The organism is Scytonema millei VB511283 (genome assembly GCF_000817735.3).
Lineage (GTDB): Bacteria > Cyanobacteriota > Cyanobacteriia > Cyanobacteriales > Chroococcidiopsidaceae > Chroococcidiopsis > Chroococcidiopsis millei_B.
Genome location: NZ_JTJC03000001.1, coordinates 1,544,632 through 1,560,516, shown reverse-complemented (window position 1 = coordinate 1,560,516; position 15,885 = coordinate 1,544,632). Strand labels below are relative to the sequence as shown.

General features: G+C 44.3%; 17 protein-coding genes. 5 read left to right on the top strand and 12 right to left on the bottom strand.

The features are described 5' to 3' along the window. Window positions 1–24: 24 nt before the first annotated feature. Window positions 25–516 carry a divergent PAP2 family protein gene (locus QH73_RS06915; protein WP_039715736.1) on the top strand — a complete coding sequence of 164 codons (492 nt, stop codon included), beginning with the start codon at window positions 25–27 and terminating at the stop codon, window positions 514–516. A gap of 173 nt (window positions 517–689) precedes the next feature. Here QH73_RS06915 and QH73_RS06910 read toward each other — a convergent pair whose 3' ends face one another. Both QH73_RS06910 and QH73_RS06905 read right to left on the bottom strand, forming a co-directional pair. After that, window positions 690–1,016 carry an MgPME-cyclase complex family protein gene (locus QH73_RS06910; RefSeq protein ID WP_039715735.1) on the bottom strand — a complete coding sequence of 109 codons (327 nt, stop codon included), beginning with the start codon at window positions 1,014–1,016 and terminating at the stop codon, window positions 690–692. A gap of 106 nt (window positions 1,017–1,122) precedes the next feature. Continuing rightward, window positions 1,123–1,854 (bottom strand): pyridoxine 5'-phosphate synthase, encoded by a 732-nt coding sequence (locus QH73_RS06905; RefSeq protein WP_039715734.1) that lies wholly within the window; start codon window positions 1,852–1,854, stop codon window positions 1,123–1,125. A gap of 428 nt (window positions 1,855–2,282) precedes the next feature. Here QH73_RS06905 and QH73_RS06900 point away from each other — a divergent pair, with 428 nt between their 5' ends. Then, window positions 2,283–4,445, top strand: a complete 2,163-nt coding sequence (locus tag QH73_RS06900) for a caspase family protein (RefSeq protein ID WP_039715733.1) — start codon at window positions 2,283–2,285, stop codon at window positions 4,443–4,445. Between the two features lie 62 nt (window positions 4,446–4,507). Here the strand turns inward: QH73_RS06900 and QH73_RS06895 are convergent, their stop codons facing one another. After that, complete coding sequence (locus QH73_RS06895; protein WP_039715732.1) at window positions 4,508–5,119, bottom strand: peroxiredoxin; 612 nt, start codon at window positions 5,117–5,119, stop codon at window positions 4,508–4,510. Window positions 5,120–5,295: 176 nt separating this feature from the next. Between QH73_RS06895 and QH73_RS06890 the strand changes: the two genes are divergently transcribed. Then, window positions 5,296–7,494, top strand: coding sequence for an amylo-alpha-1,6-glucosidase (locus tag QH73_RS06890; protein WP_039715731.1), 2,199 nt, complete (start codon window positions 5,296–5,298; stop codon window positions 7,492–7,494). A gap of 158 nt (window positions 7,495–7,652) precedes the next feature. On the opposite strand, the gene QH73_RS06885 is transcribed toward QH73_RS06890, so the two are convergent. Next, complete coding sequence (locus QH73_RS06885; protein ID WP_201277966.1) at window positions 7,653–8,531, bottom strand: pentapeptide repeat-containing protein; 879 nt, start codon at window positions 8,529–8,531, stop codon at window positions 7,653–7,655. A gap of 180 nt (window positions 8,532–8,711) precedes the next feature. Between QH73_RS06885 and QH73_RS06880 the strand changes: the two genes are divergently transcribed. After that, window positions 8,712–9,134, top strand: a complete 423-nt coding sequence (locus QH73_RS06880; protein WP_039715730.1) for a GNAT family N-acetyltransferase — start codon at window positions 8,712–8,714, stop codon at window positions 9,132–9,134. A gap of 143 nt (window positions 9,135–9,277) precedes the next feature. Here the strand turns inward: QH73_RS06880 and QH73_RS06875 are convergent, their stop codons facing one another. From QH73_RS06875 to QH73_RS06855, 5 genes are all read right to left on the bottom strand, one after another. Then, the gene (locus QH73_RS06875; protein WP_039715729.1) at window positions 9,278–10,057 is read right to left on the bottom strand and encodes a class I SAM-dependent methyltransferase; all 780 of its coding nucleotides are present in this window, start codon (window positions 10,055–10,057) and stop codon (window positions 9,278–9,280) included. Window positions 10,058–10,111: 54 nt separating this feature from the next. Further along, a complete protein-coding gene (locus QH73_RS06870) occupies window positions 10,112–10,477 on the bottom strand; it encodes a hypothetical protein (RefSeq protein WP_063777338.1) in 366 nt (121 codons plus the stop codon). A gap of 95 nt (window positions 10,478–10,572) precedes the next feature. Continuing rightward, entirely contained in the window at window positions 10,573–11,394 is an 822-nt protein-coding gene (locus tag QH73_RS06865) for a COP23 domain-containing protein (protein WP_039715728.1), read from the bottom strand. Window positions 11,395–11,483: 89 nt separating this feature from the next. After that, window positions 11,484–13,010 (bottom strand): M48 family metalloprotease, encoded by a 1,527-nt coding sequence (locus QH73_RS06860; protein WP_039715727.1) that lies wholly within the window; start codon window positions 13,008–13,010, stop codon window positions 11,484–11,486. Between the two features lie 60 nt (window positions 13,011–13,070). Next, window positions 13,071–14,018 (bottom strand): glycosyltransferase, encoded by a 948-nt coding sequence (locus tag QH73_RS06855; RefSeq protein ID WP_236146894.1) that lies wholly within the window; start codon window positions 14,016–14,018, stop codon window positions 13,071–13,073. A gap of 311 nt (window positions 14,019–14,329) precedes the next feature. Here QH73_RS06855 and QH73_RS06850 point away from each other — a divergent pair, with 311 nt between their 5' ends. Further along, a complete protein-coding gene (locus tag QH73_RS06850; RefSeq protein ID WP_039715726.1) occupies window positions 14,330–14,866 on the top strand; it encodes a DoxX family protein in 537 nt (178 codons plus the stop codon). 186 nt (window positions 14,867–15,052) lie between these two features. Here the strand turns inward: QH73_RS06850 and QH73_RS06845 are convergent, their stop codons facing one another. From QH73_RS06845 to QH73_RS06835, 3 genes are all read right to left on the bottom strand, one after another. Further along, a complete protein-coding gene (locus QH73_RS06845) occupies window positions 15,053–15,250 on the bottom strand; it encodes a hypothetical protein (protein WP_015153447.1) in 198 nt (65 codons plus the stop codon). 94 nt (window positions 15,251–15,344) lie between these two features. After that, window positions 15,345–15,500 carry a hypothetical protein gene (locus QH73_RS06840; protein ID WP_165587627.1) on the bottom strand — a complete coding sequence of 52 codons (156 nt, stop codon included), beginning with the start codon at window positions 15,498–15,500 and terminating at the stop codon, window positions 15,345–15,347. Then, entirely contained in the window at window positions 15,497–15,826 is a 330-nt protein-coding gene (locus tag QH73_RS06835) for a sensor histidine kinase (protein WP_132866779.1), read from the bottom strand. Before QH73_RS06835 ends, QH73_RS06840 begins: the two co-directional genes overlap by 4 nt. Between the last annotated feature and the right edge of the window lie 59 nt (window positions 15,827–15,885).

The following is a 15,885-nucleotide window of genomic DNA, read 5'->3' as shown; positions in this document are numbered from 1 at the left end:
CCCCCATTTTTTTAATCAAACCTCATGCAGGACATTGGCGACATTCTCAATAACAGCGTACTGCTGGTTGCTGTCATAGCTTGTCTAATTGCTCAAGCAGCAAAACTGGCGGTTGAATTACTCAAAAACCATAAATTAGATTTTCGCGTTTTGTTAACTACTGGTGGTATGCCTAGCGCCCATTCTGCATTAGTAACAGCTTTAGCCACAGGTGTCGGTCAAACAGCAGGTTGGGATAGTCCTGAGTTTGCGATCGCGACTATTTTTGCCATCATTGTCATGTATGATGCTGCTGGTGTACGTCAAGCCGCAGGCAAACAAGCCCGCATCCTCAATCAAATGATGGACGAGTTATTCAGCGAACACCCTGAACTGAATGAAGACCGTTTAAAAGAATTATTGGGACATACGCCTTTCCAAGTCATTGTTGGTTCTATGTTGGGCGTATGCATTGCTTGGTTCGCCAATACTTTGTTATTCACACCTACCTACCCAGTACTAGCAGCCGGAGGCTAATCAGTTGTCAGTTATCAGTGACCAGTAGCCAGTTAATAATCGGCAACAACCAGTTATTCATACAGTAACCAGTTATTAATAGAGTTATCACTATCTGTCTAACTAACTGATAACTGATAACTGATAATTGCTCACTGATAACTGATAACTGATAACTGATAACTGATAACTGATTACACCGTTGTTAATGAAGCTAGAGGATCGGGAATAGTCTCAGAGGGAGCTTGAAATTGCCCGGTGATGACAAACTCTAATCGCAGTTTCAGCCAAGTAATAAACTGGGAGTTAGTAGAAATAATTGCTGCTGCTGGTTGTGGGCATTTGGTTTTAATTTCCTGCATTTCGGGGGCTTCTAAAAAGGCAGGTTGTTTCACTAACCAAAAATCAATTTCTTTTTGCTTTTCTAAGTAGTCGCGAGTCCGTTCTTTCAAAACTTCTTCAATTGGTTCTTCTTCAATTAAAAAGCGTTGGCTAGCTAAAACGTAGTAGTAGGTTTTCATTGTTTTGATGGTAATTGGTAATTGGTAATTGGTAATTGGTAGTTGGTAGTTGGTAGTTGAAAAGAGGCAATTTTTGACTTTTGTGACTTTTGACTTTCCCGACTCCCTACTCCCGATTCCCGACTCCCCTAATAGCCTGTTTCATCTCGCGCACGGCTCGTTCCATACCAACTAAAGCCGCTCGACTAATAATTGTATGACCGATGTTGAGTTCTTCCATGCCAGGAATACAGGCAATTGGGTAAACATTCCAATAGGTTAAACCGTGTCCGGCGTTAACTCGCAATCCAGAGGCGATCGCTTGTTCGCAACCTTTGGCTAACACTTGCAGTTCTGCTTGGCGGCTAGCTGCTGATTTTGCCTCAGCATAGCGTCCCGTATGCAGTTCGATAAATTCGGCTTTAGTCTTGACAGATGCTTGAATTTGTGCATCTTCGGCATCGATAAACAAACTCACGGGAATATTTGCTGTTTGGAGCTTATCTACTACCTCGCTCATGCGATCGAGTTGTCCTGCTATATCTAATCCCCCTTCTGTTGTCACCTCTTCTCGCCGTTCGGGGACTAGGGTAACGTAATCTGGCTTTACATCTAGAGCGATCGCCACCATTTCTGCTGTCGCTGCCATTTCCAAATTCAGGTGCGTGCGGACTGTCTGCCGCAATATTCTCACATCCCGCTCTTGAATGTGTCGCCGATCTTCGCGCAGGTGAACGGTAATCCCGTCAGCTCCCGCTAATTCTGCTAGCACTGCCGCTGCTACGGGGTCTGGCTCTACCGTGCGTCGAGCTTGTCGAATTGTCGCAATATGATCGATATTTACTCCCAGTGTAAGCATCCACGCTCCCTATGCTTGCCATCTCCGCACTTAATTTTACCAAGAGTTAAACTAAGTCGTAAGTCGGAAGTGGAGGACTGCAAAAAAAACGCGATCGCCCTATCATAGAATTAGATGGCTCCGAATCTAGCTCGCTTCCTACGAGATGGCATCTACAGAAAAATTAGCGATCGGGGCATTGAGCGTCAGCATAAAGATTTGCATGAGAGCTGATAGATAAAATAGGAGGCAAGCTATGCGCGATCGCGTTAACTTAACCTGATTTGATATATTTTCGATTCCTTAATACAACTTAATAATTTCCGAGAAAGGAATCATTTTAGGTGTAGCTATACCAATATTAAGTTATCAATTATTTAGTCAGTGGGAAGACTTATAAATACTTCTTCCCTTAGTCTCCAGTCCCTATCCTTAGCTTAGCTCCAAAGATGTGTCCATTAAGTGTCAGTACTAGCCGCTCTACTCATGCCTTGGAAACAGGGGAAGCCAAGCTGTGGAGTCTGCTGGTGGGAGTGAATCAATATCAAGACGCTCGGCTACCGTCGCTGAGTTATTCTGCCTCTGATTGCCAAGGATTGACAGAAGCGCTGGCAGAAGCAACTCAAGGATTTCCACGCAAGGAACCGATCGCGCATCACGATTTCGCTACTCATCCACCCACACTAGAGGCAGTGCGGCAGAGTTTAGAACAAATTGTCGCAGTGGCTCAACCTCAAGATACAATTTTGCTTTACTTTTCCGGTCATGGAGTTTTAGATCGGGAGACGGGGCAAGTCGTTTTATGTTTGGCAGATACATCGAAAGATAACCTACTGCAAACAGGTTTGAAATTGCCAGATGTACTAGAGCTATTGCAGAAGAGTCAAGTTCATCGCCAAATGATATGGCTCGATGCTTGTCATAGTGGGGATCTCACTTTGCGGGGAGCTAAAGGTGAAGTGACGGTAGAACAACCAGAACTGAACCCAGCACAACAATTGATGGAGGTATTGAGGCAACGAGCAACTCAAAGTCGGGGCTTTTATGCCTTATTATCCTGCGATCGCAAGCAAAGGTCTTGGGAATTTCCCGAGCTGAAGCATGGGTTATTTACTTACTACCTGATGCAAGGGTTGAGGGGGGAAGCCGCCGACACTCAAGGTGTGATTGATGCGGATGGGCTGTATAAATACGTTTATCACCAAACTATTCAATATATAGATCGGTTAAATCACCAACTGCGCCTGATGAATCAGCAAAAGCGCAGCCGAGGAGAATTAGATTTACACCCAGAATACCCTTTACAGACCCCGAAGCGAATTGTGGAAGGGGTAGGAGAACTCGTTTTAGGATTAAAGGTAGACGAGCGCATCCCACAACCAGTCAAACACAGCCGCCGCGCTCTTGTATGCGATGGTTTTGCCGATAGTAATGCCGTTTATGCTTTCAGTCGAGCTTTACAAACAGCCGGAAATTTTGCCCTAGAATATTTTCCCCAGTCAGGTAAAGCCTGGACGGATGCCAGATATGCGATTCAAGGCTGTTTGCGATCGCCTGTTTCCTCTCAAGAACCAGAAACAGTTCTGTTATACTTGCGCGGGAGAATGGAGGCGATTGAAGATGGGGAAGCTTGGCTCATTATGGGTGACAGCCTGCGGTTAAGTCGTTCTTGGTTGCAACAAGAGTTACGCCGTAGTGCGACAGCACGACAAATTATTCTTCTCGATTTTCTGGGTACGGAGCGATCGCCAGCAACACTGCAAGAATGGATCGAAGAATTACAGCTCAGTGGTGGAAAACAGTGTATTATCGCTGCTGCACCCTCGGAGCGCACACCAGAACAATTCACTCATACTTTGTTGGAAACGTTGGCAGCAAAGGAACCATCCTCACCTTTGTCAGTCACAGCATGGATGGATGAATTACAGCAAAAGTTAGAACGGATGGGAATGCCATTACAGCTATGGTTGTCAGACACTGCTGGGGAGATCGACATTTTTCCTCCAACGACGTTGACAGCGACAAAATTCGTCCCACCATCGCCACTAAAACCGCCACAGATTGAAAAACCTGCTGTCAGCCACTCAGTTGTACCCAAAGTGCAGCCGCTTGCAGCTGTCAGTCCTCCACCTCCTGCACCCGCACCATCACCAATACCTGTGAAAGAATATTTTTCACAGCAATACGCTCAGTTAGAAAAAATCTTGCGGGAACTGGTAGGACCAATTGCTCCTACCTTACTATCTCAGGTGGCAACTCCAAATTCTCAACCGCAGAACTGGGTAGAAAATTTGCTGCCGATATTATCACCGCAGCAACAAAATCAATTGCGTCAACAATCGATCTCCTTATTACAACAAATCCCAGGATCGCAACCGCAAACGCGATCGTCATCTTGTGCTACAAATTGGCAACACGAAACTTTGTCAGAAGATTTTATCCATCAATGCGAGCAAGCTCTATCTGCGGCGATCGGTCCTATTGCGACTTTCTTGATCGAAAATACAATTAAATCTCAACCGCAAATTTCGCGATCGGAATTAATCGAAATATTAGCTACCGCAATTCACGATCCACTGCAAGCAGCAGCCTTTCGCCGTCGATTATTGTAGTGATGAAAAAGGGATATGACAACTATAGAGACGTTCCACGGAACGTCTCTACATCGTTATGACTACACGGAAGCGAAGTAAACTTTGGATTTTGTGGGGTCAGGAGTCATTGTTTTATCCCCAGGCTGCCAACCAGCAGGGCAAACTTCATCTGGATGGCTTTGAACGTACTGAATTGCTTTCAACGTCCGTAGAGTTTCTTCAACACTACGACCGAAGGAAAGGTTATTGATTGTCGCGTGTTGGATAACTCCTTCCTTGTCAATTAGAAACAGACCGCGAAGGGCAACACCTGCTTCTGGATCTAAGACATTGTAAGCAGCACTAATCTCTTTCTTGATGTCAGAAACAAGAGGATAGTTGAGGTCGCCAACGCCACCTGACTTGCGATCTGTTTGAATCCACGCTAAGTGGGAGAATTCGCTATCTACAGAAACGCCGAGAACTTCGGTATTAACTGCCTTGAATTCCTCGAAGCGATCGCTGAAGGCAGTAATCTCAGTGGGACAAACGAATGTAAAGTCTAGAGGGTAGAAAAATAGTACGACATACTTGCCACGATAGTCAGATAGTTTGATAGTCTTAAATTCCTGATCTACTACTGCTGTGGCAGTGAAGTCTGGAGCAAGTTGTCCAACACGGAGGCATCCTTCACTTGCGTAACTTAGTGGCATTAACTAATTCTCCTTTGTTGTGTCTACTATTTGGCAAATTCAGGGAAAGCTAGTTGAGACTCACCCTTACGCTTATAGGCAAGTTCTCAGCTTTTTGAGGCAACAGAAAATGCCTATACAGTTGATTTTTACGTTACGTAACAAATATATCATAGTCATAACGATTTTGAGTAGCAATGGGCAATCTAGATACAAGAGAATGGCTGTTGACAAATGGGTTGGGTAGTTTTGCCTGCGGTACGGTAGCGGATGCTCGGACTCGAATTTATCACGGCTGGTTGATTGCTGCCCTCACTCCTCCTAGTCAGCGTACCCTTTTACTGTCACATCTAGATGCCAGTTTAGAAGTTGCTGCTCAAGTCTTTGCCCTATCGACAAATTTTTGGGGTGGTGGCACAGTCGAACCAACTGGCTACGAGCTACTACAAAGTTTTGAGATCGAACCAGTACCAACCTGGGTATGGGGTGCGGATAACTGGCAACTGTCGAGGCAGTTGATAATGCCAGATGAGGGAGCAGGGAGCAGGGAGCAGCAACCAGTTACCAATTACCAATCGTTCAACCACCGAATTTTAATTCAGTACCAATATCAGGGACAAAAAGCAGCTATTTTGCGATTGCGTCCGGCGATCGCCGATCGCAACTTTCACGACTCGCAACGGGAAGATGAAGATTTACAATTTTCTCAATTAGTTGCAAAAAGTTCTGTTTGTTTGCAAGCGATAAAATCGGGACGTGTAGGCACGTTATGGCACTTACACTGGACGCACGGGGACTATCAACCAAATGGCGTATGGTACTGGAACTATTTACTGCCAGAAGAGACACAACGAGGATTGAGCGATCGCGAAGATTTGTACAGTCCTGGCTATTTGACAGTTAAACTCAAACCAGGTACAACCGTCACCCTAGAAGCAAAAGTCGGACTCCCAGAATCTCCGTTAAGCGACGATGATTTTGAAAAAGCAAGAGAAAGTCAAAAGTCAAAAATCAAAAGTCAAAAGTCAAAATTTTCTGACTCCCTTGTACGGGCGGATTTTGAGCAAAGATTGATTGACGTAAGCCGTGAATCTTTCTCCCCTGTACGAGCGGGTTTTGAGCAAAGATTTGTTGACGTAAGCCGTGAATCTTTTGCTAAACCCGTCCCTACGACTCCCGACTCCCAACTCCCGACTCCCGACTGCGCAGAAGGCAGTCGGCTCGACGCTTCGCCGCCTCCTGCTTCCCGGCTCTCGCAATTACTCCTCAAAGCCGGAGAACAATTTATCGTCTATCGTCAGTCAGTAGCCGGAGCAACGATAATTGCTGGTTATCCTTGGCTGGAGGACTTCAGTAGAGATGCATTAATTGCTTTGCCAGGGTTGACACTCTCGACGGGACGGTATGACTTAGCGAAAGAGTTGTTGGAGACGTTAGGTAAATATTGCTGTTGCGGTTTAATGCCAAATTATTTGCCAGATGGCGATCGCGAACCCGCATACCACAATGTTGATGTTTCGCTGTGGTGGATTGAAACTTTGGGTCTTTATCTAGAGGCTAGTCAGGACTGGGATTTTTTGGCAACTCAATATCCGATCGTGCAGCAAATCTATAAAGCGTTTACGACTGGCACGAATCACAATATTCAAGTTGATGCGGCTGACGAGTTAGTCATTTGGAATGCGGCTGATGCGGCGCTGACTTGGATGGATGTAAAAATTGACGGTCAGCCGGTCACGCCGCGTCAAGGTAAACCGATAGAAGTCAATGCCCTGTGGTACTCTGCTTTGTGTTGGGCAAGTCTGTGGGCAGAACGACTCAGTCGTACTCCTGGGGAGAATGTGGAGCGTTTGAGCAACCAGGCACGACGATATACCCAGCAAGCACACAAGGTCAAAACCTCGCTACAAAAGTTTTGGAATCCTACCCTTGGTTATCTGTACGATGCGATTGCTCTAGACGATCGCCTCAACAATCAAATCCGTCCTAATGCCATTTTAGCTCTATCTTTACGCCACTGTGCTTTTAGCGAAACTCAAGGACAGAGAATACTGCAACTAGCAACCCGCAGCCTACTAACTCCCTATGGCTTGCGTAGTCTTGCTCCTAACGATCCTGAATACATTGGCAACTATGCCGGATCGCCACATCAACGCGATCGCGCAGCTCATCAAGGCACGGTTTGGAGTTGGTTAATTGGTGCTTACGTGCGTGCTTGGCAGCGTTTTTATCCCGCGCAACCGCTACCGATTGACTGGCAACACCTGCTATTTCACTTACAACACCAAGCTTGCCTCGGTTCCATTTCCGAACTTTTCGACGGCGATCTACCACACACTCCCCGAGGGGCGATCGCCAAAGCTAGTGCTGTTGCCGAACTGATTAGGTTGCTATGAGATAGTTGACGGTTGACGGTTGACAGTGAAGAAAGGGTGTGGGGTGTGGGGTGTAGGGTGTGGGGAGAATTCGGAAGTGCGGAATAGACGCGCTCCGCTACACTTCGTGAACGGAATTCGGAATTAATCGATCGCCATCGCTGGTCACTGGTCACTGGTCACTGGTCACTGATAACTGCTGCCCCGCCACCATGAACTGTACCATCTGGCATTACAGCGCCCTTGAGGGTGACACCATTGATTTTGGCGTGAAGTATGTTTGCTTTGTATAACTTCGCTCGACAGAGATTAGCACGGTTGAGGTTAGCACCTAGCAAATTTGCTTCTTCTAGATTGGCTTCAATTAGGTTTGTCCCTTCCATGTTTGCCTTTTGCAAGTCAGCTTGACTCAAGTTCGTTTGAACTAAGTTTGCTTGCAATAAGTCTGCCTGTTTGAGTTTGGCTCGATGCAAGTTTGCCCCAACTAATGTAGCGCGGCGAATGCTAGCTTGAATCAGGTTTGCCTCTTGTAGATTTGCATGACTCAAATTAGCTTTGTAAATGTCGGCTCCCTGGAGGTTAGCTGCTTCTAAACAGGCTTGCTGACAGTTTACCCCTATGAGGTCTGCCATGTAGAGATTTGCCCCCTTCATGTTTGCTTCTTTGAGAAACGCTCCTCTCATATCAGCGCCACTAAGGTTGGCATATTCCAAATTTACGCCAGCGAAATTGACGAAAGCGAGATTGAATCCACTTAAATTTGCTCCTTGTAAATCTGGGACGAGTTCTCGATTTTGTTCGCGCCAATCGTTCCAGGTTACAACTCCTTTTTGCAGCCATGCCAAATGTTCTGGTTCTGGAGACTCTGCGATCGCATCTTCTGAGGGGTGCGGCGTTGGCTTGGACGTAGATAGTTCGACTGACAGCCCCAACAAACTGTCAATCTTTGCCCGTAGCTCTAGTAGTGCTTTACGATCTAATAAAGTTAAGATATCTTGGGCAATGGATTGCAGCGTTACAGCAGAGGGCTGTACGGAACTAGGCTGCTTTTCAGTCATACTATTGTTTACATAGGAATTGCTTCTCACTTATCTTTCCCAAATTTCTCACCATCTGTAGCAGAGTCAGTCAAGAAGACAAAAGTTTGAGGGGTAGTTTTTTTGTCATGACTTACAGCGAAACAATAAATTCTGCGATTAAACCCGCCCGTACACAAGTCAGAAGTCAAAAGAATATCTATGCAGATTAAACTGGCTACCTCAGCTCTCGATATATCGCGATGCTTTCCGATTATGGTGCAGTTGCGATCGCATTTGACACAATCAGAGTTTCTTAATCGCGTGCAACGCCAACAGCAATCTGGTTACTTTCTAGTCTACGTCGAGAAAGACGATTCAATTCAAGCCGTAGCTGGATGCAGATTGATGGAAACATTAATTGATGGGCAGCTACTTTATATTGACGATCTCATCACCGATACATCCGAGCGTTCTCAGGGTTATGGTAGTGCATTAATTGATTGGTTAATAGACTATGCTAAGTCGCAAGGGTGCGTTTCGCTGCAACTTGATAGCGGCGTACAACGTGCCGATGCTCACCGATTTTACTTTAGAAAAGGAATGACAATTAGTTCTTTTCGTTTTAAGCGGAGTTTACAGTAACAGTTATCAGTTAGCAGTTATCAGTTAGCAGTTATCGGTTAGCAGTTATCAGTTAGCAGTTATCAGTTATCAGTTAACAGTTATCGGTTAGCAGTTATCAGCAATCGGTCAACTGTCAACCGTTAACTGTCAACCGTCAACCGTCAACCATTAACATCACTTTTAGTAAATATCATAATATGTTGTGATGGTAAAACATCTTTTGTTGTCTGCCATTGTAAACCGATCGCTTGCATTTCTTTGCGGGCTTGTTTTTGGGTCATTTTATGTAAGGTTTTGATCTGAATAAAAGGATTTTCTCGTCGATATTCAACTAGTACCACTCTTCCGGCTGGCTTGAGAGCTTTTACTAATTCTTTCATCATTTCGTTGGGATGAGAAAATTCATGATATGCATCTACCATCAAAGCTAAATCGATACTATTTGTAGGTAAGTTAGGATTAGCGATCGCACCTAAAACAGGTTCTACATTTGTGATTTTGTTTTCTTGTTTGAGAAACTCAATTATGTCTAACATTTCTGGTTGAACGTCAACAGCAAATACTTTACCTTGAGGTACGACTTTCGCTAGCCGAAAACTAAAATATCCCGTACCAGCGCCAATATCTGCCACTACATCCGTAGGCTTTAAATCGAGAGCTGCGATCGCTTTTGTTGGTCGTTCTTCCCGTTCTCGGCTCGGACGTTCTAGCCATAAAGCTCCCGTATGTCCCATCACTTTAGCAATTTCTCTACCCAGGTAAAACTTACCTATCCCATCTGCACTTGGAGAACGGTATTCATAAACTTTTGTATTTATTGGGTTAGATTGTGTTTCTACATCTGCGGCGGCGCTACCAACATTAAATCCTAAACAAAAGACAATTAAGCACAGTCCGCAAATGATGCGTAGAAATAATGGAATACGTGTTTTCAAGTGCATTTTTATGAGTAGTAATTGGTAAATGGGAAGTGACTAGTCACTAGCCACTAGTCACTATCTCCGTGCTTCTAATTTTTTGACCCTTGCTTCTAACTGATTGACTTGCTGTTTTGTTTCGATCGCTAATGTTGCTAGATTATCAAAAGATTGTAACTGAGTTAAGGTATTGCGATCGCGTCTGCGATCATCTGTATTTGGCGTTCTGGGAAGATTGGGGCGAGACGTGCGATCGATTTGACTTTCTAGGCGATCGAGCCTTGCCTCTAAGTTTCTCAAGTCAAATTCTAATGAGTTGAAGCGCGAGTCTGATTGTTGAGACAAAGCAATTTTAGGGATAAAACCAATCGTCAAAAATATACTAATCAAACCAACTAAGATCGGCAATAATATTTGTCTAAAAATACGATTATTGTGCAACATAGATGATATAAAATGAACAAAAAAGTGTCATCAGTCATTTGTCTATTGACTTATGACCGATGACCAATTACCAATTACCAATTGCTGATTACAGTCTAACGAAAATTACCAGGATTTAACCGCGAATGAGAGCTATTTTGCTTGACTTGTACGGCATCGTCAAGTTCTGCTCCAGTACCACCATCCTTGGCATCTAAGAAGGGTTTGAGGTTAATATTCTTAGCACTATTGCGTTTTTTTCCACCCAAAACTTCACGACCCATGTTAATGAGATCGCTAATTTCGCTCTGTCTTCCCTGATAGGTACTGACTGCATCAGTTTGCTGTCCGCTATCAGCTACGGTAAGGTTTTCAAAGACGCGATCGCGAGTTGATATGGGGTCTTGTCCTGGTGGTACGGTAAAAACAATCCGACAGGACGGATCTTTTTCAGTCGTGACGCAAACAGTGTTGTAACTATTTTCAACCCCTGTGGTCATCTCTAATAAACCATCGGGACGGTAAGATTCTAAACGACGAGCAATTTCGTTACAACGTCTTTGAGAATTCCAACCACCACCCATATTTGATGGTCTTGCCCACTGAAAAAATTCTCCTGGCTGGCTTTCTGGCTGGTAAACTACAGTGTACTCGCCATTTAAGGTCTGACAGCTAAATCGCGTCGCTCTGGTAACGGGATCTGAACTGCCAGGATTGCGACGAGAAGTAGGCGCGGTATCGCCTTCTGTATCTACGACAACATCGCGATCGCGGTTGGTCGAGCGATTATTGCGATCGCTGGAACGAGAATTATCTTGAGCTATTATCATCCCTTGACGGGGAAAAGCCATTGCAGTTTCATGTGCTAACAGCAAGGCTAACCCCATTGATAAACTCAAACCTCTTAACAATTGCAATTTAAAAGTTTTTGCAGACATGAAAAATAATCCTCAAGTTTAACCCTGCTGCCTCTAAGCTATCTACCTTAAGTCAGTGATGTATCTAGTGCAGGAAAGATTGTTTACATTTATCGATGATGCTTTTTCTTAGTTATCAGTTCCTTCTGAATTAAAATTTTTTCCACCCTTGCTTTCATTTCGGCATGACGCGCTACTCCTTCGTAGGTATAACGGTTGTAGCCATTGCGTTGAATCAGTTCTTCGACATAGCGAATGCGATCGCCTGTTGGGGGGTGAGAAGATAACCATGCTGGCGGTTCTCCCCTTTTGTCTTGTTCTTTCAGCGTCACTAACAGATCGCGTAAACCATCAGCTGCATAGCCGCTAGCTGCAATTAATCTCGTCCCTAAAGCATCTGCTTGGCGTTCCATATCGCGACTGTATCTCATGGCAAAAATGTTTGTCACAGTTCCACCATAGGGAATATATTGAGTCACATTCGCCAGTAAATTGCCTTCAGCCGCTAACTGAAACCCGTGGGAAAGGACGGCGTGAGATAATTCGTGTGCCAGTAATCCAGCCAACTCTGCCTCAGATTCAGTTTTGGCGATCGCTCCTGCATTCACAAATACCTTGCCACCTGGTAAGGCAAAAGCGTTTAAATTATTATCTAAAACGACGTAAAACTCATATTGAAAATCGTCACGACCTGTAACTTTAGCGAGTTTTTGTCCAATTTCATTCACATAATCAATGACTATTTTGTCTTCTACCATTGGTAATTGTTCTCGCGCATCTTTGGCGATCGATTTACCGATGGATGATTCACCCCGCAACAGCATCGAGCCTGTTTGCAAAGCCGACAGCGGACCCAATAGACTACCTGTAAGGGCATATCCCGCTACCCCAGTAATCACATTGGCGATCGCATTTCCCCGCAACTTGCGACGCAGATGTCGCGTATAGTTGTCTAAATGCAGGTCGGCTAGTTGAGTAAATTCTGTAGCACTGGGTTGGTTGGAATTGAGAATTGCAAATCTTCGCGCGGCGATCGAGGCTTCCATCCATTTTTTTTCAGCCACAAAAGCTTCTATTTTGGCTTTGACTAACTCCGGTCGATTGGGATAAAGAGATGTTGCGCGTTCCAAAACATCGATCGCTTCTTTAGGATGACCTTGTTGATTCAGTGCTGCTGCTAGTTGCAGATGTCCGGGGATGAATTGGGGATACTCTTCTACTAATAATCGCAAGGGAACCAAGGTTCTCGTTTGTAGATTTTGAGCGATACCTGCTTCTGCTTCCCGCCAATAAACCTTTCCTGCTGGCGATAGCTGAGTTGCATCAACAATCGGTTCTGGACGCTGTTTAACTTCTATAGGGGTAGTAAAAGGCTCTTTGACTTCTCGATAGAGTTTTTCTGCTTCTGCGTGCTGTCCGGCTTGATGCAGACGATCCGCTTCAATTAGTTTTTTTCTCTGCTCGACAATTGTTGTTATGCGGGAAGCACTGGTTTCTAGTTCAAATGTGGGTGGTTCCGCTGGTTGTTGGGTGGGGTTATTTTCTGTTGGCGCAGGGGGTATCGCCATCACTGGCGTTCCAGAGACAAGCAAAGCTGCATTTAAAGCGATCGCCAGTCGAGTCCAGGCGGGTTTCATAGGGAATATGTCCGAGTGTGGGAGTGTAGATAATTTTTAGTCTATAGTTGTTGCAAGACTTTATGCGATCGTGACAAATATTTTTCTAAACGCTCTCCACAAAAAGGCAAGCATTGCTAGCCACGGCACTAATAATATGATGCTCAGAACTTTGAGCGAATGAGTACTCCTCAAGACTTCTCTAATTTGATTGCACGTAGTTCTCAAATCTCCTTTACTCAGCGCTCGAAACGCAAGTTTAATTCCATACTTGCCACATTCTTCTAATGCTTGTTTGGTTAGCCTCCAGCAGAGGTGGGAGGGAAGCAGGCGATCGAATGTTTGGATGACACGTCTAGCACAGACTAAGTTATATCCTGACGAGAGAACAGTAGATGTAATCGTATTGTTATGTACTCTATAAAAAGCCAACACTTGTGGCTCAAACCAAACTTTATAATTAACTGCTATCCTAATCCACATTTCATGATCCGCAGAACTCTCCATTTGAGCATTAAATTTTCCCAGATGCTCGTAAACTTCTTTTTTGACGGTCACGGCTGGAGGATCGAAAAGAGAACTAATGGCAATTTTTTCAATAAAGTTGGGGATGATGCCTGCCTTTTTTCTATGTAAGCGGGAGATATATTTTAGACGGCGACCTGTCTCGTCTATATGTTGGTGGCGACAGCAAGCTGCTCCAATTTCAGGGTTAGTCTTAAAAGCGATTTCCAGCCGATGATAAAATCCAGCACCAACAAGATCGTCGTCATGCAAAATATGTATGTATATTCCTAGCGCCCTTTCTATACAAGTGTTCCAATTTGTATAAATATCTACTGTTTTTGGCTGGCGATAAAAACTAACTTTCCCTTTGTATTGAGAAACTATGCTTTCGATCGCTTTATTAGTCGAACAGTTATCTACTACTTCTATTTGAAATCGATCTAATTCTCGTTCGGATGTTTGAGCTAATACGCTCTCTATTGCTTCTGATAAATATCTCGATCGCTCATAAGTTGGGATCATTATCGACCAGATGGGTCTTTTACTAGTTTCTGGTGTCATCTCAACTTTATGTTGGTTAAAAATTAGTTGTATAGCTTTATATCGATTGCCGGATATTATACGCATTCGCGATCGCGCAGGCTGTTTTGCATATTACAGAAAGTTTATTGAACTCATAACGACTTTATTTTGTCTCGAACACCTATTCTGCATACCCTATGGCGTTCCCGATTCTGAAAAAAAGCGATACATTAATAAGTAAGTATTTACATTACTTAATACCTCTGTTAACTTTTTGAAATCTTTGACAAACTCAGCGCAACATCTGCATCATGTCTACAACCACCTTTTTAGCTACCATTCTCAAACCCAACACTAGCCCTAACTTCTGGTCGCAGACTGCTTGGGCTGTCCTGCGTGCTGTCGTAGGGATTGTCATGATACATAATGGCTTAGACAAACTGGGTAATATCGAAAGCTTTTCTCAAGCTTACGTCGAGTATATTGGTTTACCCTTCCCGATCTTTTTCAGCTACTTAGCCGCATTAACCGAAACAATCGGCGCGCCACTGGTCGCAATTGGCTTTTTGACCCGTCCGGCTGCTTTTGGTCTATTCGGAACCATGTGTGTAGCAATGTACCATCACATCTTGGTTGCTGGCTTAAATCTGTCTTATCTAGAACTCTCTGCTGTTTATGCAGTTTGCTTTCTTTTCTTCACCGTCAATGGTGGTGGACTATTCTCCACGGATGCGTTGATTGCTAACTGGCTCGATGCTAGTGCTTTCTCTATGCAAGCGAAGCGGATTATGCGGTTAGAAAAAGCTTATCAGGCTCAGAGTGTGGCGGAGATGGTAAGTAAGTCGTAAGTCGTGAGTCGTGATGAAAGATTGGCAACTTGCGATCGCCACTCACTTACGATCTAGGGAAAGAAGCGATCGCTTCCTTCCCTAGTTTTTCTATTTTTACAGCAACCCTCAGTCATTTATGAAGAGCTGGTACTACAGTCATCATTAGTTATTGACAAATGACCGATGACAACAGATGAGGGCGCTCTATCTCAATAGTCTCGTTACCCTAATATCGTATTCAATGCCTTGTGGATGGTCGCTTCTAGCCTGCGCTCTAGCGAGGCGATCGACTTTATCTTTTGATTCTGCATCGATTTCGTAGCGTGCTGTTTCGCTTCTGCAACTAGCACTTGTCATTTCTAAGCATTCTTTGATATCTACCAATACTTCATAAGTGTGCATCGTTTGAGAACCTCCTCGTTCGAGATGCAAAAGGTAGGAATTAAGTTCAGTATATGAAGCTACGGAGTTCACAGTCTTTAATAAACATAATTCTTTATAGTGGTAATTGATAGTTGGTAGTTGGTAGTTGACGGTTAACGGTAAACGCTGCGCTACACTGCGTGAAGACAGTTAAAGGTTGTTGCTCCCTCAGCTGGCGACTCTCTCTTCCTCTGCTCCCTACTCCCTGCTCCCTGCTCCCTCTCTTCACTGATAACTGTCCTTAGTTGGGCAAACCTCGTAAAGTGGTAGGGTAACTTGAAATGTCGTACCTACGCCAATTTCACTTTCTACCGTAATTTGTCCCTGATGGGCTTCTACAGACTTTTTGACAATAGCAAGTCCTAATCCCGTGCCTGGAATTGTACCGACATTACTAGCCCGATGAAACGTATCAAATAATTGGGATAGTTCTGTTTGCGGAATACCGATCCCTTGGTCTTGAACTTGAAAAACGAGATGTTCTAATTGACAAATTAGCTCGAAATTGACAGTACCACCTTTAGAGGATGTTTGAAAAGTTTTGAAGGGTGAGATTTTATGCCAGCCGCCTAACCATGATACGGATCATGGCAAGGTAGATAAAAGTCTCGGAG